Here is a 19,303-nt window from a genome sequence, read left to right on the forward strand (position 1 = left end):
TTTGTAGAAACAAATAAGAAAAGATGAGATCAACAGCAGAATACATAAATCTCTTACGTGACTATATGAGGAAGAATGCTTCTAAGTACAGCATTACCCGTATGGGAATATTCGGTTCTGTTGCCAGAGGAGAGCAAACGGAAGATAGCGATGTTGATGTTTATTTAGAGACTTCAAAACCTAGTATGTTTGCTTTGGTACATATAAAAGAAGATTTACAAACTTTATTCGGTTGTAATGTTGATATAGTCCGATTGCGTGACCACATGGATTCCTTTTTGAGAAACAGAATTGAGAAGGAGGGAATTTATGTTTGATGCAGAATTAATCCGTTCTTCCTTAACGAAGATACAAACTGCCTTAGATAGAATATTAAAGAGATCAGAAACGATACTTACACCTGACGATTTTTTAATGACCTCAAGTGGAGTTGAAAGGTTGGAAAGTATTTGTATGTTATTGATTGCAATCGGAGAAAGCGTCAAACGAATAGATAATGCCACAAATAAAACCTTGTTACCTCAATATCCAGAAATAGATTGGAAGGGGAGAATCTGATTTCTCAAAGCACCCATTACACACAATTATGAATAAGCCGAATCAATTCGGAAGATATTCCATTTAAACATACACAAGGTTACCTATTTTAGAAGTCAAAAGAAAATAAATCCTCAACAATCAGGATAAAGAATATTTCTAACTGACTATTTTGTAAGACTGTTAGCTTACAATTTGGCTTTTTTCATTTATATGGTCTGATACTTGATATACAGATAATACGAAATTGGAGAAACACCTCAACATGCAAATACAGAAAATTAACGTAATTCTAAAGGAGATTAAAGCCAAATACAGGCTAAAAGTTCAGAATTTCAGTTGTTACAGTCTGCGGAAAACATTTGGCAGGCAGGTGTACAATCAAAATTCAGAATTGGCTTTAGTTAAGTTGATGGAGTTGTTTAATCATTCTAGTGTGGCGATTACTAAGCGGTTAGGATTAAGGCAGGAAGAAATATTGCAGGCTTATGATAGCCTTTCCTTTTAGATGATAAATATTTCTACCTCAACTATTGGAAAACAAAACGCTTTTCGTACTTTTGTGTCAATCTCATACGCCTAAAGAGACAGGATGATATGGGAGGACATACGTTTAACGAAAGGTGTTATTGAAATTATCTTCTATTATCAAATTCTCGCAAAGTTTGTATTAGAGTGAAGGTGATAGCAATAGCACCCACATCATTTGTTATAGAGTTACCCGTGAGGGAAACATTATACAAAATGGGTGTGGGTCGCTGTTGCTTTATCCACTCTAATGGCGATGCGAGAAGCCAGATAATAGGATGAAGCAATACAGTTCCCACACCTTTTATTTTTTTATCTTTCCAGAGGGAACAGGAAGGGTAAAATTTAATTGTTATGAGAAATCTTCTTTTTAAAGTGTGTACAGTTATTCTTAGCTCTTTATTTCTGTGCAGTTGTGGAAAAGATCCGTTAATGGGTAGTGTTGAATGGGAAGAGCAGCAGAGGGATAATTTCTACGGTTATAAGGTGGAAAATCGAGATGGCTTCGATATGCTTAGTATTACCAAATGCGGATATAATGAAGATACGACATTCTTGACCGGAATTAAAAACGAGAAACATTGGATCGGCATGTTCGACGAACAGACGAAAAAACAGCTACGGGAATGGAACGGGACGGAAACGATCGAACGTGAAATGAAAATAGACTTGGGGTATGGTGAAACATATACATTAGATGTTTCCTGTTTCGGCTTATATCTCTTCGAAAAAACAGCATGGGGATTTGTGGCAGTACCTAAATACACACATAGAGAACCATATGTTTCAGTAGCAGGAGGTGAGATATCTAAAGATATTCTTCTTTTAAATGGAAACAAATTGATTGTCTATCCTCTTAATAATCCGGGTATTGTTCAACCTCATTGGTTTCAAGAGAGTATTGTCGTATCATCTTATGAATATGGTGGTGAAGGAACAGATTATACAGTTTTATCACCTGATGGGAAAAAGGTTGCAGAATGGAATAGTGGTATCTTTGATGTCAAATCTGATGCGTTCCCGGTCTCTTACATAGAAGGGATTTTCTTAAACCATGAATACAGTTATGATATTGATCTAATCTATACGGATTATTGGGTTATCCTTAGGCATAATTACCTGACTGAAAAAGATGTTTGGAAAACCTCTATCCCTTCTTTAAAAGACCTCAAAAACGATGCCCGCATCAGCACGACAGTCCTGGAACAAGGCAATCCGATCTGGAAGTACCGGATTGATGTTACCAATCGGGACGGCAGCAAGCAGCAAGTTCTTTTCACTGTCAATGTAGAAACCGGAGCGTTGACGGAAATCTAAGTGACTTGAGAGATCACTTAGATAGAAATAGTAGTGGGACTCTTTTTATTAGGGGGGATTATAATTAACTTCTTGCAGATAAGAGACCCACGCCCTTCTAAGGCGTGGGTCGTTGGTTTCAGTTTGTTTCGGTTTTCAAATTCTTTTTAGGTAACTGCTTTTTTCTGTGTTTTTCGTGGGTTGTTTTAAACCAACGTTTAAACTTTGAGTCCGGCAATTAGCAATAAAAATAAATTCGATTTTGGCGATGTGGTATAAAAGCTTTACTTTTGCACTGAAATAAAACTAACGTTTTGTAATCCTCATCGGAGGGCAAAGTAAAAAGCCGGATAAGATGACTGGGTAAAACCAATCAGCTTATCCGGTTTTTTTATGCTATGTTGAATTTAAAATTGAAAGGACTGAAAGTATGGAAAAAGATGCTATCGACTTGGGGACATTGAAAGTGTCTACATTATTCAAAAAGTTGTTTATACCAACTTTATTGGGAATGCTTAGTATCTCGGCGGTTACCGTTGCCGATGGAATCTTTGTGGGGCAAGGAGTTGGTAGTGACGGGATTGCCGCGGTGAATATCTGTATTCCGATGTTTATGTTGTTTACGGGGATTGGACTTATGGCTGGTGTTGGCAGTTCCGTAGTCGTCTCGATTCATCTGTCGAGAGGCAAAATTAAAGCAGCTCGTCTGAATGTTACTCAAGCATTGTTGTTTGTAACGATTATTACGTTGCTATTTTCAATATTAATGATGTGTTTTTCCCGGCAAACAGCTCTTTTGCTTGGAGCATCGGAACATTTGCTGCCAATGGTTACGAGCTATTTACTGTGGATTGTTCCGTCATTGACATTTCAAATGTGGATTGCGGTATCCTTGTTTATCATCCGGTTGGATGGTGCGCCGAAATTGGCTATGTGGTGCAGTGTTATTTCAGCCTTAATCAATGTCGTGTTGGATTGGCTCTTTATTTTTCCATTTGGTTGGGGAGTAATGGGAGCCGCTTTTGCAACATCAATCAGTATTATTGTCGGCGGACTTATTGCGATGATTTATTTACTGTTTTTTGCTCGCAACTTGCGTGTAGTTGCTGTAAAATGGAGCCGTAATAGTTTACGACTTTCTTTGCGGAACATTGGATATCAGTGCCGTATCGGTTCGTCTGCATTATTGAGCGAGACTACATTGGCGGTATTAATGTTTACCGGTAATCTGGTTTTTATGCGTTATTTGGGAGATGACGGAGTAGGAGCTTTCGGCATTGGCTGCTATTATATTCCTTTTGTATTTATGGTGGGGAATGCCATTGCCCAGTCGGCGCAACCGATTATCAGTTATAATTTCGGAATCGGAGATTTGGAACGAGTGGCTTTGACCGGTAAAATATCTATTATCACAGCTTTAATTTGTGGTGTAACCGTGATGTTGGTATTTATATTCTGTCCACAAGTTCTGGTTGGGTTTTTCCTGAATACGGCTGATACTGCTGCCCGTATAGCGATTGAAGGGTTTCCTTTTTTTGCAACAGGGTTTATCTTTTTTGTCATAAATCTAGCTGTCATAGGATATTATCAAAGTCTTGAAAGAGCAAAATCAGCTACTTTTTTTGCCATATTGCGTGGTTTTGTTTTTTTAATTCCCTGTTTTATCTTTCTACCGAAATTATTAGGTCCGGTTGGCATTTGGCTTTCTATGCCGCTGTCGGAGATATTGACAACATTTGTGATTGCAGGTTTTTATTTTAGACGTAGGGATTATCAAGTTGGTTTGTCCTAATAATAAGAGCCGGATATAATAAAAGTCTCAATTGCCATTAATTCATGCAAGATGGCAGTTGAGACTTTTTGTTTATTAAGAATACGGTTTATAGGCCGCCTTCTCTTGTTTTTTGTATCAATAAATAGTCCAGTAATGTCATTGCTGTCATAGACTCAACAATAGGGACTGCGCGGGGAAGCACACACGGGTCATGGCGTCCGCGGGCCTTCAGTATGGTATCTTCTCCTTCCATATTAACCGTTTCCTGCTCCATCAGGATAGTGGCTACCGACTTGAATGCAACGCGGAAATAGATATCCTGCCCGTTGGAAATTCCACCCTGAATACCTCCCGAATGATTCGTATGGGTATTAATATGACCGTTATCATTATAAAAACGGTCATTTCGTTCGGAACCACGATAAAGAGCAGCTTCAAAACCATCTCCATATTCGAAGCCTTTGACGGCATTAATCGTTAGCATGGCATGCCCCAAAGCTGCGTGTAATTTCCCAAAGACAGGTTCTCCCAACCCTACCGGAACACCTTTGGCTACACAAGTGATGACACCGCCAATGGTATCTCCTTTCGATTTGACTTCGGCAATAAGCGTTTCCATTTCTGCTGCTTTAGCCGGGTCCGGGCAACGAACTGCATTTTCTTCAGTTTTACTTAAATCATAATCCGTATAGGAGCCGTCCAGTTTAATGGAACCGACTTGCGATGTAAAAGCTTGGATACTAATCCCCGTCTGGCGTAATGCCAGTTTTGCTATTGCACCGGCTACGCACCGGGCTATCGTTTCGCGTGCGGAAGAACGTCCGCCGCCACGAGGATCACGAATACCATATTTGCTCTGGTAAGTATAATCCGCATGCGACGGGCGATAGACATTTTTCATATTGTCATAATCCGACGAATGTTGATTTTTGTTCCAGATGATGAAACCAATTGGAGTACCGGTGGTTTTCCCTTCATATATACCCGAAAGGAACTGCACTTCATCCTCTTCTTTTCGTGGCGTTGTTATCCTGGATTGTCCCGGTTTGCGCCGGTCGAGTTCACTCTGGATAAAAGCCATGTCAAGTTCAATGCCGGCCGGACAGCCATCGATAACGCCTCCGATTCCGGGACCATGAGATTCGCCGAAGGAGGTCAATCTGTATATATTTCCGAAAGTATTCACCTTTGTAATTGAAAATTGAGAACTGAATATTGACAATGAAAAAGATAAAACCGATAATATAAAAAATGGAAAAGTATCTTACACAGATAATTTTCCATTTCCCATTATCGAGTTCCAAATATTAATGGCATCCGCCACATCCGCAACTACCGCCGTGTTCGTGATCTCCGCAATCACTGCCACAGTCGCTATCACAATCGCCGCAACCACATCCGCAACCACCGGCCGGAGCTGATAATGCAGCGATTTCTTCGGCTGTCGGTTCGTGTACGTCAATTACTTCACCGTTGAAATGAAGCGTTTCACCGGCCAAAGGATGATTGAAATCCATAACGACAACATCGTCCTTAACTTCCAGAACCGAACCGTTCAGACGGTTGCCGTTCGAATCCATCATTGGTACAGTATTGCCTTCGCTGATTGCTTCCGCATCAAACTTGCCGTCTACTTCGAATATGTTCTTCGGAAGGTCTAAAACGTGTTCTTCCACATATTCGCCGTATGCATCTGCCGGAGCTATAGAGAAATTAAATTTGTTGCCGACTTCCAATCCTTTCAGAGCGTCTTCAAAAGCGGGAAGCATAGCGCCTGTACCAAATATAAACTTCAAGGGTACTTCTGCGTTTGCTCTTTCCATCAATTCGCGTTCTTCGCCTTCGCCTACGTTCAGGTCGTAAGTAACTGCAACGAACTTATTTGCTGTAATTTTCATCTGTAATTGTTTTAGTAATAAATAAACGAGGACAAATTTACGTATAATTTCTGACTTATCTCCTTAATCTTGAAAAAATAAAGATATGTAATGTTTTCATGTAGAATATGCCTATCTTTGCACGTTCAATAAGAATGCTGTCCGGTTTGTTCTTGCAAACAGGGGCATGTATAATAAGGGAGAGTGGCGTTTTTATGTATATATCTCGGTTAAAGAGCTTTTTCTTTCCTTGTGGCGAAACGGATAGAAAAGTGATATCTGTGTTTTTTCTTTGTTTGATTGTCAAATTTCTTTGGTTTGACTTATTATGGTGTGCACTTTCTTCTTTTACTCCCTTTTCGAAGATTGATACTTATTGGGATACGATATTGGTTGCTTTGATATTACTCTTGCCGCTTATTTGTTTCCGGGCAATCAAGACGATGATGCTTGTTTTGGTTCTGATAGATTTGCTGTTGATAGCCAATTTGATGTATTTTAGGACTTACTTTACAGCAATTCCCCTAAATAGTTATTTATTAATCGGTAATTTGCAAGACTTTACATCCAGTGTGTGGGATTCATTTTCCTTCTCGGATTTGATATTTCCCATCTCTACTTTATTAGCTGGTATAGTTTCGTGGAAAACTCTTCATCGAAGAGTTGAGAAACAGCCACAGGCTGTTTCTCAAACAAAAGTTATTGTACGTTATGTCCTGCTTATATTGATAATCTCACTGTTCCCTACTGTGTGGATATGGAGTCAAGGTGGTTTTAAGGTGACTAACGAACGTCTGAAAGATGCCTATCTGCATACTTGTAATGTACCGATGTACACCTTGTTCGGTTCTTTGTATTACGACTATTCTTGCGAACAGGAAGTATATACGGATGGTATCCGCGAACAAATAGAACATTGGTTGGCTGAGAAAAAGGATTATCAGTCTGCCCTTCCGGAGGTACGCGTTTATGATAATTGTATAATCATTCTGGCAGAATCATTCGAAAGTTGGGTGTTGGAGAGAACCATAGAAGGGCAAGAAATCACTCCGAACCTAAATGCGCTGATAAAGGAAGCTACGACAATTTATGCACCTAATGTCCTGACACAGGTGAAAGGGGGGCGCTCGATAGATGCTCAACTGATGATTAATTCCGGATTGTTGCCAATCAACTCCGGAGCTTACAGTATAAAATATCCGGATTCTTATTACCCGTCCTTGCCGAAAGCCTTTAAGCAGTTTCATTCCGGTGCGCGTGCTTATAGCCTGACGGTGGACAAGCCGATGGTTTGGAATCAATGCGTGATAAATCCGGCAATGGGTTATGATAGCATTATTTCGAAAAAATGTTTTATACAAGAGGAACCGGTCGGTTCCCGCAAACAAGTAGGCGACCGGGCCTTTCTGCGCCAATGTGCGGACAAAATCCTGCATGGAGAAGTTTGGTCGGATGCCGGTCATACTTTATTACAATGTGTAACCTATTCCGGACACAATCCCTTTATCTTGCCGGAGAAGCTGAAAGAGGTCTCCTTTTCGAGAGAGGTTCCTGAGCGAATCAATGACTATGTAACGATGGCAAATTATACGGACCGTGCCGTAGGAGCCTTCATTTCATATCTTCGTTCAAATAAGAACTTTGATAATACACTCATCATTTTTACCGGTGACCATGAAGGACTTGCCGCAGAACGTTCGAGTATTTGCAATACGGATTTGGGGCGGAAAATCGTATCCGATAAATGTTTTACCCCGCTGATAATCCTGAATGCCCCTGCCGGTATGCGCTATAATAAGGTGATGGGGCAAATAGACATTTACCCGACTATCCTGGATTTGCTGGGATTGCACGAGTATGAATGGAAAGGTTTGGGAAGCAGTATTCTGGACCCGTCTAAAAAGGGCTTCGCCGTTGATCCGGGTATGAATGTCGTAGGAGATACCGCCGGTGTGACAGCCGAAGAAATACAACAGGCAAAAGATGCCTGGAAAATCTCGGATATGATTATACGCTATAACTATCTTGGCAGGACGTCCGGGGAGAAATAAACATAAAAGAACAACATCTTCCATGCCTGTGGACAGGCACAGTTTATATGGACTGCATGACTTTTTAATTAAAAGCTATGCAGTCCATATAAATGATTTCTCTATTTTTTATCGACCGCCTTCTTTAAGGCATCCAAAGCGGAAGACAGGAGCGACCGCGGACAACCGATGTTCAGCCGCATATATCCTTCGCCTCCGGGACCGAACATACTGCCGTCGTTCAACAGTAAGCCGGCTTTATCCTGGAACAAGCTGACCAATTCCGGTTGGCTGAGTTTCAAATCGCGACAATCCAGCCAGACAAGAAAAGAGGCCTGTGGAGGATACACCTTTATTTTCGGTAAGTGTGCTTTCAGGTATTCGTCTACAAAACGTACGTTCTCGGTGATGTACATCCGCATTTGTTGCAACCACTCGGCGCCGTAAGTATAAGCCGCTTCCGTTGCGGTATAAGCAAAGATTGTCCCGTCACCAAGTTCGCCGGCCTCCAGGAAGGAATAGAACTTTTCGCGTATCTTTTCGTCCGGAACGATGGAATAGGAGGTGACGATACCTGCGATATTGAATGTTTTACTCGGGGCCATGAAGGTGATACTGCACGAAGCAGCTGCTTCCGAAACCGTAGCAAACGGATGATGCGTGTATTGCGGATAAGCCATTTCCGCATGTATCTCGTCCGAAACAACCAATACATTATGTTTGGCGCAGATTTCCGCCAGTGCGGCCAGCCTGTCTTTTTTCCAGACAATACCGCCCGGGTTGTGAGGATTACAAAGAATGAGGACTTTACAACCTTCGATAATCGTCTCCAATTGTTCGAAATCCATATCATATTCGCCATCCACCAATTTGAGCGGATTGTAGACGACTTCCCGGTGCATGCTTTCGGGAACGATACGGAAAGGGTGATAAACGGGTGGCTGGATGATGACTTTGTCGCCCGGCTGCGTGAAACATTGCAACACGAATCCGATACCTTTCACAATGCCCGGAATATAACTGAGCCATTCGCGTTGTATCTTCCAGTTGTGTTTGTAATGTACCCATTCGATAATACTGTTGAAATATCCGTCCGAACCGTATGTATACCCGAATATTTCGTGCTCGCAGCGTTTTTTTATCGCATTGACGATAAAGTCCGGAGTGCGGAAGTCCATGTCGGCTACCCAAAGAGGAAGTAAGTTCTCGTTGCCGAAATTTTTTTTCAAAGCATCATATTTCACGCAGTCTGTACCACGTCGCTCGATTACTTCGTCGAAGTTGTATTGTTTCATTTGTATTTAATTTTCAGTCTGTAGTTTCTTAAGTTTGTCTGATGGGGGTCAAAGATACGAATTATATTGAAATGGGATATGTTTCTTTCTCTAAGGAAGTGTTACGGACTACATCAGTTGCAATTACTCTTTTCCTTCTTGTCAATTAGCCTTTTTCATCCTATCTATTAGTTGTTCGTCAGCTGGCGAACGACCGTTCGTCAATTGACGAACGGTCGTTCACTGGATGGCGGACAATCGTTCGCCAATTGGCGAACGATTAAAAGGTGCTGACGAAAAGGCTAAAAGAAAGGCACAAAACGGCTAAGGGATTACGACCGGTCGGACAGGGCAAAGTACCCTATATATTAACGTATAGGAAACGGGCAATCCGGAAGATAGCTTTCAGTTGCGCGTCTGATAGCTTGAAGTTCTGTAAAAGTGCAAGCGAAACGGATGTCTTTGCTTGAGAAATGTAAGAAAAAGTGATATTTTTCTTTTAAATCCTTTGCGAATATCAATTATTGTTCTACATTTGCAGCGTCAAACAACAAAGATGTTAAGAAAAGATGATGAACAACGTATTGCATATTATTCTCGTGGTGGTCCTTCTAGTCATTAGTAGGTAAGGAGAAAGGTGTGTAAGAAGTTGTGAAATCATGAATGATATTTCTTAAGCCTTTCTCCATATAGAGAAGGGCTTTTTTAATTTATAAAACAAGAAACCGTAGGGGAGACCCTCGCGGCTACCCGGTATGCCGGGTGTCCGTTATCAAAGAATAAAAGATATGATGAAGAATCCGTTAAGAAGTTCCTTTAGCACCGAAGGCCGCCGAATGGCCGGGGCACGTGCTTTGTGGCGCGCCAACGGCCTGAAAGAAGAGCAGTTCGGCAAACCGATTATAGCTATTGTAAACTCGTTTACCCAATTTGTGCCGGGGCATGTGCATTTGCATGAAGTCGGACAACAGGTAAAAGCCGAGATTGAAAAGCTTGGTTGCTTCGCTGCCGAATTTAATACGATTGCTATCGACGACGGCATCGCTATGGGACACGACGGAATGCTTTATTCGCTGCCTTCGCGCGACATTATCGCCGACAGTGTGGAATATATGGTCAATGCGCATAAAGCCGACGCGATGGTGTGTATCAGTAATTGCGATAAGATTACGCCGGGTATGCTGATGGCCGCCATGCGGTTGAATATCCCGACAGTGTTTGTTTCCGGAGGTCCGATGGAAGCCGGCGAATTGGATGGCCGCCATCTCGACCTGATTGATGCAATGATTGAAGCGGCCGATACTTCGGTTAGCGACGAGCGTATCGCACAGGTGGAGCGCAATGCTTGTCCCGGTTGCGGTTGTTGTTCCGGTATGTTCACGGCAAACTCCATGAACTGTCTGAATGAAGCGATAGGGCTGGCACTTCCGGGCAACGGTACGATTGTGGCAACTCATGCCAACCGTACGCAATTGTTCCGCGACGCCGCCAAGCAGATTGTTGAAAATGCCTACAAATACTATCGCGATGGCGACGACTCCGTGCTGCCTCGCAACATTGCAACCCGCCAGGCTTTCCTGAATGCCATGTCACTCGATATAGCCATGGGTGGTTCAACCAATACCGTTCTTCACCTGCTGGCTGTTGCGCAGGAGGCAGAAGCGGACTTTACGATGGATGATATCGATATGCTTTCGCGCCGGACGCCTTGCCTTTGTAAGGTAGCTCCTAATACGCACACCTATCATGTGCAGGATGTGAACCGTGCCGGAGGTATTCTTTCGATTATGAACGAATTGATGAAAGCCGGTTTGGTGGATGGCAGCGTACGCCGTGCGGACGGTATGACATTGGCTGAAGCGGTCGACAAGTTTGGAATAACTTCCCCGAACGTGACGGACGAAGCGATTAAGAAGTATAAGAGTGCCCCGGCCCACCGTTTCAGTATTCAGATGGGTTCGCAGGAAACCTATTATAAAGAATTGGATACCGACCGTTCCGCAGGATGTATCCGCGATGTGGAACATGCTTATTCCAAGGACGGCGGTTTGGCTGTTCTGAAAGGAAATATAGCCTTGGACGGTTGCGTGGTAAAGACGGCGGGAGTAGACGAAAGTATCTGGAAGTTTGCCGGTCCGGCAAAAGTATTCGATTCGCAGGATGCCGCTTGCGAAGGCATTCTGGGGGGCAAGGTCGTGTCCGGTGATGTGGTCGTAATCACCCACGAAGGCCCGAAGGGAGGTCCGGGTATGCAGGAAATGTTGTATCCTACCTCTTATATAAAGAGCCGCCATCTGGGTAAAGAGTGTGCGTTGATTACCGACGGACGCTTCAGCGGCGGAACTTCCGGCCTCTCTATCGGACATATCTCTCCCGAAGCGGCAGCCGGAGGAGCTATCGGCTTGGTGAAAGACGGCGATATCATCGAAATCAATATTCCGGAACGAACCATACAGGTAAAAGTAAGCGATGCCGAGTTGGCTGAACGTCGCAAAGCCGAAGAAGCCCGCGGGACAAAAGCCTTTACTCCCCTTCACCGCCAGCGAGTCGTCTCGAAAGCTTTGAAGGCTTATGGCAAGATGGTTTCATCTGCGGACAAAGGTGGAGTACGAATTGTAGAAGATTAATAATGAGTATGAATATGGAACATAAGATAACCGGTTCGGAAGCTTTGCTGAAAGCGCTGATTGCTGAAGGAGTTGATACTATCTTCGGTTATCCGGGCGGGCAGGCAATTCCCATTTACGATAGTTTATATGATTATAGAGACCAGTTGAAACACGTCTTGGTTCGCCACGAACAGGGGGCTACACATGCGGCCCAGGGCTATGCCCGCGTGTCCGGTAAAGTGGGAGTGACGCTGGTTACTTCCGGTCCCGGGGCGACGAATACCATTACCGGTATTGCGGATGCGTTGATGGACAGCACGCCGATGGTCGTGATTGCCGGTCAGGTCCCTTCTCCTTTGCTCGGAACGGATGCGTTTCAGGAAGTCGATGTAATCGGTATTACGCAGCCGATTACCAAATGGGCCTATCAGGTTCGCAAGCCGGAGGAGATAGCATGGGCTGTTTCGCGTGCCTTTTATATCGCTTCCACCGGACGTCCGGGGCCTGTTGTCCTCGATATAGCGAAGGATGCGCAGGTCGGTTTGGTGGAATATGAGTATAAGAAAGTGGATTTTGTCCGCAGTTATCAGCCGGAACCGGATATCAAGCCGGACCGGATTGAGGCGGCAGCCGCTTTAATCAACCGTGCGAAGAAACCGTTTTGCCTGGTGGGACAGGGGGTTATCCTGGGAGGCGCCGAAGAAGAATTGAAAGCGTTTTTATTGAAAAATGATATACCGGCAGGTTCAACCGTACTGGGGTTGTCTGCCTTGCCTTCCGATTTTCCTTTGAATAAAGGAATGCTCGGCATGCATGGAAACGTAGGGCCGAACCGGAAAACAAACGAGTGCGATGTGCTGATAGCCGTCGGTATGCGCTTCGATGACCGGGTGACCGGCGATTTGAATACGTACGCTAAGCAGGCCCAAATCATCCATCTGGACATAGATAATTCCGAAATCGGGAAGAATGTCCCGGTCGATGTAAAGGTGCTGGGGAATGCAAAACATACTCTTCCGATGATTACGGCTTTGCTGGAGGAACGGAAACGCCCCGAATGGAATGCTGAGTTCGAACCGGATGAAAAAGAAGAACAAGAAAAGGTGATTGATAAAGAACTATATCCTGCCTGCGGAAAGCTGAAGATGGGGGAAGTGGTTCGCAAAGTATCCGAAGCCACGGGCAACGATGCCATTCTGGTGACGGATGTAGGCCAGAACCAGATGATGGGTGTCCGTTATTTTAAATATAAGCAAACTCGCAGTGTTGTCACTTCCGGAGGATTGGGGACAATGGGCTTCGGCCTTCCGGCAGCCATGGGCGCTAAATTCGGTGCTCCCGACCGTACGGTTTGTTTCTTTACCGGCGACGGTGGAATGCAGATGACCATTCAGGAACTGGGAACCATCATGCAGGAAAAGTTGAATGTAAAGATTATCATCTTGAATAATAACTTCCTTGGTATGGTACGCCAGTGGCAGGAATTGTTTTTCCACGAACGTTATTCGAACACCATCATGGAGAACCCCGACTTTGTGGCAATAGCCAAGGCTTATGGAATTGCCGGTCGCGCCGTGGACAAGCGGGAAGAACTGGACGAGGCGATTGCCGAGATGTTGAACTATGACGGGGCTTATGTGCTGGTTGCAAACGTGGAAACTACCGGTATGGTTTATCCGATGGTTCCGGCGGGAGCAAGTGTGACGAACATGATTTTAGGGGATAAGTAAGGAGGAAGAGTTATGAATACAAGAAAATTATATACCGTTATTATCTTTTCAGAGAATACAGTAGGTCTTCTGAACCAGATAACTGTTATCTTTACGCGCCGCCAGTTAAACATCGAGACATTATCCGTTTCGCCGTCGGCAATACCGGGCATTCATAAGTTTACGATTACTACCTTTGCGGAGGAAGATATGATAGACAAGGTTGTCAAACAGATAGACAAACGCGTGGATATCCTGAAAGCTTATTACAATACGGACGAGGATTTGGTTTTCCAGGAAATCGCTCTCTATAAACTGAGTACGGAACTGTTTATCAAAATGGGTACGGTCGAGGATTTAATCCGCAAATACAATGCCCGTATCCTGGAAATGAACGAAGCCTGTGTCGTGTTGGAAAAAAGCGGACATTATGATGAAACGCAAGCCTTGTTCAAGGAATTGAGCGAATCAATCGGAGTCCTGCAGTTTATCCGTTCCGGGCGTATTGCGATAACAAAGAGCAAGGTGGAACGTTTGAGCGATATGCTGGCCGATATGGAACGCAAATTACAGGAAAGACATTCATAAACAGATAGAAATATGGACAAGAACAAAGTAGGAGAATTTCATTTTATAACGGAGTCTTATCTGATGGACTTCCGGGGACGCATCACTATTCCGATGATTGGTATGTATTTGCTTCATGCCGCATCCAGCCATGCCGCCGACCGTGGTTTCGGCTATGATGACATGACCGAACGTCACACAGCTTGGGTGCTTTCACGTCTGGCAATCGAAATGACTTCTTATCCTGCCATGTCCGAGTCTGTGACCCTTTATACTTGGGTGGATGAAGTCGGCAAGCTTTTTACCAGCCGTTGTTTCGAACTGGTCAACGGGGAAGGGAAAACTTTCGGATATGCTCGCTCCATCTGGGCGGCTATCGACATGGAAACCCGTCGTCCGACCTTGCTTGATGTAGCCGGTCTGGGTGCATATATCACCGACCGTCCTTGCCCAATCGAAAAGCCCGGCAAAATAGCTATGGTGGAAAATGATACCGCCGGCGAGTCCTACCGGGTGAAATACAGTGATTTGGATGTAAACGGCCACTTGAACAGTGTTAAGTATATGGAGCATTTGTTGGACTTGTTCGACATATCCATGTTCCGTGAAAAAGAGATAAGCCGTTTCGAGATAGCCTATCAAGCCGAAGGTAAATACGGCATGGAACTGTCTCTCCATAATAAGGAAATGGCCCCGGACAGCTATAGCATGGCTATCTGTAACGAAGGCAAAGCAATCTGCCGCGCCGCCGTTACGTGGAAATGATGGGGAATGAAATAGAACGAATTAATTTTTTAATACATTTAATTTAAAAAGAAAATGGCAGTAATGAATTTTGGCGGAGTTGACGAAAATGTAGTAACCCGCGAAGAGTTTCCGTTGGAAAAAGCAAGAGAAGTGTTGAAAGACGAAGTAATCGCCGTAATCGGTTACGGTGTTCAAGGCCCTGGCCAAAGCTTGAACTTGCGCGACAATGGTTTCAATGTAATCGTAGGACAGCGTAAAGGTAAAACTTACGACAAAGCCGTGGCCGACGGTTGGGTTCCGGGCGAAACACTTTTCGACATCGAAGAAGCTTGCGAAAAAGCAACCATTATACAGGTGCTCCTTTCTGACGCCGCTCAGATTGAATGCTGGCCGCGTATCAAGAAACACCTGACTCCGGGTAAGGCATTATATTTCTCTCACGGCTTCGCTATCACTTACAAGGAACGTACAAACATCATTCCTCCTGCAGATGTTGATGTTATCCTGATTGCGCCTAAAGGTTCCGGTACTTCTTTGCGCCGTATGTTCCTGCAGGGCCGCGGCCTGAATTCCAGCTATGCTATCTTCCAGGATGCTACAGGCAGAGCTATGGAGCGTGTGATTGCTCTGGGTATCGGTGTAGGTTCCGGTTATTTGTTCGAAACAACATTCAAGAAAGAAGTATATTCCGACCTGACAGGCGAACGTGGTACTTTGATGGGGGCTATTCAGGGTTTGTTGCTGGCTCAATACGAAACATTGCGTGAAAATGGACACGAACCTTCTGAAGCATTCAACGAAACAGTAGAAGAGTTGACTCAGTCGTTGATGCCGTTGTTTGCAGAAAACGGAATGGATTGGATGTATGCAAACTGCTCAACTACCGCTCAGCGTGGTGCTCTGGACTGGATGGGCCCGTTCCACGATGCAACTAAACCGGTATTTGAAAAACTGTATAAGGAAGTCGCTTGCGGCAACGAAGCACAGCGTTCCATCGATACGAACAGTAAGCCTGACTATCGCGAAGGCCTGAACAAAGAACTTGAAGCACTTCGCAACAGCGAAATGTGGCGTGCCGGTGCCGTTGTTCGTAAATTGCGTCCGGAGAATAATTAATAAAGAATAGCTTTCCGGAAAGGTATTTCATGTTTTATTTTTGGAATGTCATTCCTAAGGTTTGATAGAACACAAGAAGTCTTTAATTTCATAGTTTTTCTATGCTGTTGAAGCTCTCCTTGTGTTCTTTTTTATTATTTTTGGGAGCATAAAAGTTACTAAAAGAGAATTTATATGAGAAAAGATTTTTACTTTTATTTTATTTTTCTGATGTTGACAGGTATTTCACCTGTTAAAGCTCAGACTGAACCCGCGTTGGATGATGGGTATTATTTGATTGAGAATGCGGAACATCTGAAATGGTTCCGGGACAAAGTGAACAGTACGACTGTAGTCGATGCGGAAAGCGATGATCGTAAAATCAGTACAATCAGTGCCAAGCTGACGGCGGATGTCGAGCTTTCCGGCAATTGGACCCCGATAGGGGCGTATCATGGTGAGCCGGACATTGCCTATGCCGGTACATTCGATGGGCAAGGACATACCATTAGTGGTCTTACTGTCAATGAAATCTCTGGGAGAGAAAGTTATGGCTTGTTCGGCTATATTTGGAAAGGTTCGGTGAAGAATCTGGGGATTGTGAACAGTACGATTAAAGGAACTGACTATGTCGGGAGTATTTGCGGTATGCTGGGTAATGGTACGATTGATAATTGTTTCAGTACCGCTACGGTAATCGGAACGGACGCTGATTCTCAGGTAGGCGGTTTGAGTGGGGGACTTCGTAAAACAAGTATTATCAAAAATAGCTACAATGCGGGAACGGTGACAGCAACGGGTAGCGGAAGTCCTTCTGTCGGAGGAATAAGCGGATATATTGGCAGCGAGTCCTTGGTCAAAAACTGCTATAATGCCGGTATGCTGAGCGCAGTTTCCGAAGAGGCTGCGATAGGTGGAATTACCGGGAACGATTATAGTGGAAATTCAACTCTATCTCTGACTAAAGCCGGAGAAGAGGCTGGTCTTATCAACTGCTATTATCTGGAAGGTACAGGCTCGGGAGTACAGGCACAGGCATTATCTGCATCAGACTTTGTAACCACTATAAATAGCGGCCTTTTTGGTGGAGATAATACTTATTGGCAAGGGACGGCAAGTGTTGCAAATGACCAACTCCTGATACCGACTTTCCAAGAGGACTATACCGTACAAATTCCCTCTTCGCCGACTGCTATTGATAAAGTTGCTGATGTTGCCAACAACATCCGTGTGCTTGACGGACGTATTTGTATCACGACATCAGAAACTGTAAGTATGCGTATTGTCAACTTTGCAGGACAGGCAGTTCGTAATGTGCAATTATCAGCTGGCTATAACGAGGTTTCCGGCTTGCCGGAAGGTTTATACATTGTTACGCTTAACGATGGGACGCGTAGCAAGGTATTGATTCGATAATTATTATAACATATATGAGCAAAAGGGTTGTATCAATATGACCAATCCTTTTGCTTTCCTGACTTTATTAATCGTTAAATCTAAAATTTGAATATCATGAAAGGAAAATTATTTACCACAAGTATTTGTTTATTATTTGTAGCATGTAGCCAAGATGTAGAATTAGAACCGGACCAAAGTTTAACATCAGGGACACCGATTGTTACAAAAGTTGAATTAATGAACGACAGCATTCTCCCTTTAGATACGTTGAGTATCAATCTTTTATCGAGTGACGATTATCCTTTTGGCAAATTTTATCCGGAAATCGGGAATTTGCCGGCTCCAAGCGTTTATGAAGGATATACAAATGCTCCAGAAAGGTTTTTTGCGTTAAGAATAGACAATCCTCTTTTAAATAAGGATGGAAGTGTTAGCCCTGCATTAGCCCGTTCTATAGGGCAGATTCAGATTCAGTGGAGAGTGAAACATGATACACAATGGTATAATTATAATCCCAAGAAAAGGAATTGTGAGGAACTATATACAGATACTATCTTTAATAGACTTATAAATGAAGCATTTTATCCACAAAAAGGTCAATGGGAGCATAGTTTAGATGCAAAGGCTTTGCCAAAGGGTGAAGTTCAGTTCCGTGCAAGATTATTACTTCTTCCGACCTTTGATGGGAATAGACCGTTAGAAGATGCTACATTATGGAGTGTACCTTATAACCCTAATTATTATATGAACGTTAAATACGGTTACGATTTTAATCATCCGGAAGAAGGAACTACGGGGGAATCTCTTACTGCAAGGATAGGTGTCTTTCTGAATGTCAATGCTCATGATAGAAGAACATATGATGACGAAGGAACCGAAGTAATTGAAAAAGTTGATCAGATTACAATATCAGCCTTGGGTAAAAAAGATATAAGTTATCTTTCGTATCACCCCTGTTTGTATGTGTCAACAAGTAAAAATGTTGTAATTGGAACTTCTGTTGATTTTATATATGATGCCGCTGTTTCTGTTTCATATACAGACAAAAATGGCCATTTTGTAAGGGCAGAAACAACTAATAAGAGATTTACTCATTCTATTTACGTAAGTAAAGATAATTACGAAACTGTAGAGTTGACATTCTATGACTATATAGATATCTATTAATCATTCTAACAAAATAGTTTTTCGAATATGATATGAATGACAACAGAGAATAAGTGGAACCAGTCTATATTTTAGCTGGTCTGTCTATCGTGGTGCTAAATATTAGGGATTTGTATAGTTGTGCTCTAAAAGTTAGACGTTACTTAGTTGTCCCTAAAAAAGCTCCTATAATTTGAATAGTCCGATTGGTATAATTAGCATTACCAATCGGCTCTTTGTTTTTTTTCTGTCACTCAATATCCTTTTTGTACCGATGTGTCATGATTTATAGAAAAATTTTGTTCTATTCAGGTTTATGAGACAAGTGGAACATATTTTGGGCGTTCTTATATAAAAAATACAAATCAAAACATTGCTATATAAATGTATAGCCCAAGTTCTATATGAACTATGGTGTTTTTGAAGCCATTGTATAATTGCCAGTGATTTTTTGATAGTAAGTTTGTAGCTTTTTATTCAATTATAGATTTCTTAATTAAGAGGAGAGATTGTTGTTTTGTTAAATGTTGTTATCTTTTTGGCGCTTATTTGCTTAAATATATGTTTTTATTTAATTTTATCCACAAAATGAGATGTGTTTATATACCATAGTTCATATAGAACTACAGACTTTCTTATCATATTCATTTTTAAGAGGTTGATATATTTGTTAATTTTAAACTAGTAGTAATGAAGTCAAAGAGAAAAAGCAAACG

At 42.9% G+C, this 19,303-nt stretch carries 15 protein-coding genes and 1 pseudogene; 13 read left to right on the top strand and 3 right to left on the bottom strand.

All coding sequences use genetic code 11. The annotated features are described in order from the left end of the window. Positions 1-23: 23 nt before the first annotated feature. The 5 genes and pseudogenes from DW103_RS03095 to DW103_RS03120 all read left to right on the top strand — a co-directional run bounded on the left by DW103_RS03095 (position 24) and on the right by DW103_RS03120 (position 4,153). Positions 24-317, top strand: coding sequence for a nucleotidyltransferase family protein (locus DW103_RS03095; RefSeq protein WP_122274190.1), 294 nt, complete (start codon positions 24-26; stop codon positions 315-317). Continuing rightward, entirely contained in the window at positions 310-558 is a 249-nt protein-coding gene (locus tag DW103_RS03100; protein ID WP_199652954.1) for a hypothetical protein, read from the top strand. The genes DW103_RS03095 and DW103_RS03100 overlap by 8 nt, the downstream gene beginning before the upstream one ends. 250 nt (positions 559-808) lie before the next feature. After that, positions 809-1,045: pseudogene (locus DW103_RS03105) on the top strand (site-specific integrase); the annotation flags it as partial. Positions 1,046-1,419: 374 nt separating this feature from the next. Then, positions 1,420-2,382: a hypothetical protein gene (locus DW103_RS03115; RefSeq protein ID WP_122274191.1), complete on the top strand. Its 963-nt coding sequence runs from the start codon at positions 1,420-1,422 to the stop codon at positions 2,380-2,382. A gap of 409 nt (positions 2,383-2,791) precedes the next feature. Continuing rightward, a complete protein-coding gene (locus DW103_RS03120) occupies positions 2,792-4,153 on the top strand; it encodes an MATE family efflux transporter (protein WP_122274192.1) in 1,362 nt (453 codons plus the stop codon). A gap of 88 nt (positions 4,154-4,241) precedes the next feature. Here DW103_RS03120 and aroC read toward each other — a convergent pair whose 3' ends face one another. Further along, complete coding sequence (gene aroC / locus DW103_RS03125) at positions 4,242-5,321, bottom strand: chorismate synthase (RefSeq protein WP_122274282.1); 1,080 nt, start codon at positions 5,319-5,321, stop codon at positions 4,242-4,244. Positions 5,322-5,442: 121 nt separating this feature from the next. Continuing rightward, positions 5,443-6,033, bottom strand: a complete 591-nt coding sequence (locus DW103_RS03130) for a peptidylprolyl isomerase (protein WP_122274193.1) — start codon at positions 6,031-6,033, stop codon at positions 5,443-5,445. 260 nt (positions 6,034-6,293) lie between these two features. Here DW103_RS03130 and DW103_RS03135 point away from each other — a divergent pair, with 260 nt between their 5' ends. Then, positions 6,294-8,063, top strand: a complete 1,770-nt coding sequence (locus tag DW103_RS03135) for an LTA synthase family protein (protein WP_233545590.1) — start codon at positions 6,294-6,296, stop codon at positions 8,061-8,063. A gap of 101 nt (positions 8,064-8,164) precedes the next feature. Here DW103_RS03135 and DW103_RS03140 read toward each other — a convergent pair whose 3' ends face one another. Further along, positions 8,165-9,337: a MalY/PatB family protein gene (locus DW103_RS03140; RefSeq protein ID WP_122274194.1), complete on the bottom strand. Its 1,173-nt coding sequence runs from the start codon at positions 9,335-9,337 to the stop codon at positions 8,165-8,167. Positions 9,338-10,107: 770 nt separating this feature from the next. On the opposite strand from DW103_RS03140, the gene ilvD reads away from it, so the two are divergent. From ilvD to DW103_RS03175, 7 genes are all read left to right on the top strand, one after another. Next, complete coding sequence (gene ilvD / locus DW103_RS03145) at positions 10,108-11,943, top strand: dihydroxy-acid dehydratase (protein ID WP_122274284.1); 1,836 nt, start codon at positions 10,108-10,110, stop codon at positions 11,941-11,943. A 14-nt stretch (positions 11,944-11,957) separates the two neighbouring features. Beyond that, positions 11,958-13,655, top strand: coding sequence for a biosynthetic-type acetolactate synthase large subunit (gene ilvB / locus DW103_RS03150; RefSeq protein ID WP_122274285.1), 1,698 nt, complete (start codon positions 11,958-11,960; stop codon positions 13,653-13,655). Positions 13,656-13,667: 12 nt separating this feature from the next. Beyond that, positions 13,668-14,222, top strand: coding sequence for an acetolactate synthase small subunit (gene ilvN, locus DW103_RS03155; RefSeq protein WP_122274195.1), 555 nt, complete (start codon positions 13,668-13,670; stop codon positions 14,220-14,222). 12 nt (positions 14,223-14,234) lie between these two features. After that, positions 14,235-14,966 carry an acyl-[acyl-carrier-protein] thioesterase gene (locus DW103_RS03160; RefSeq protein ID WP_122274196.1) on the top strand — a complete coding sequence of 244 codons (732 nt, stop codon included), beginning with the start codon at positions 14,235-14,237 and terminating at the stop codon, positions 14,964-14,966. Between the two features lie 54 nt (positions 14,967-15,020). Then, the gene (ilvC, locus tag DW103_RS03165; RefSeq protein ID WP_122274197.1) at positions 15,021-16,064 is read left to right on the top strand and encodes a ketol-acid reductoisomerase; all 1,044 of its coding nucleotides are present in this window, start codon (positions 15,021-15,023) and stop codon (positions 16,062-16,064) included. 174 nt (positions 16,065-16,238) lie between these two features. Next, complete coding sequence (locus tag DW103_RS03170) at positions 16,239-17,459, top strand: hypothetical protein (protein WP_122274198.1); 1,221 nt, start codon at positions 16,239-16,241, stop codon at positions 17,457-17,459. Between the two features lie 96 nt (positions 17,460-17,555). Next, positions 17,556-18,608 (top strand): hypothetical protein, encoded by a 1,053-nt coding sequence (locus tag DW103_RS03175; RefSeq protein WP_122274199.1) that lies wholly within the window; start codon positions 17,556-17,558, stop codon positions 18,606-18,608. The last annotated feature ends 695 nt before the right edge of the window (positions 18,609-19,303 follow it).

It is taken from the genome of Parabacteroides sp. AM08-6, from assembly GCF_003473295.1.
Taxonomy (GTDB): Bacteria; Bacteroidota; Bacteroidia; order Bacteroidales; family Tannerellaceae; genus Parabacteroides.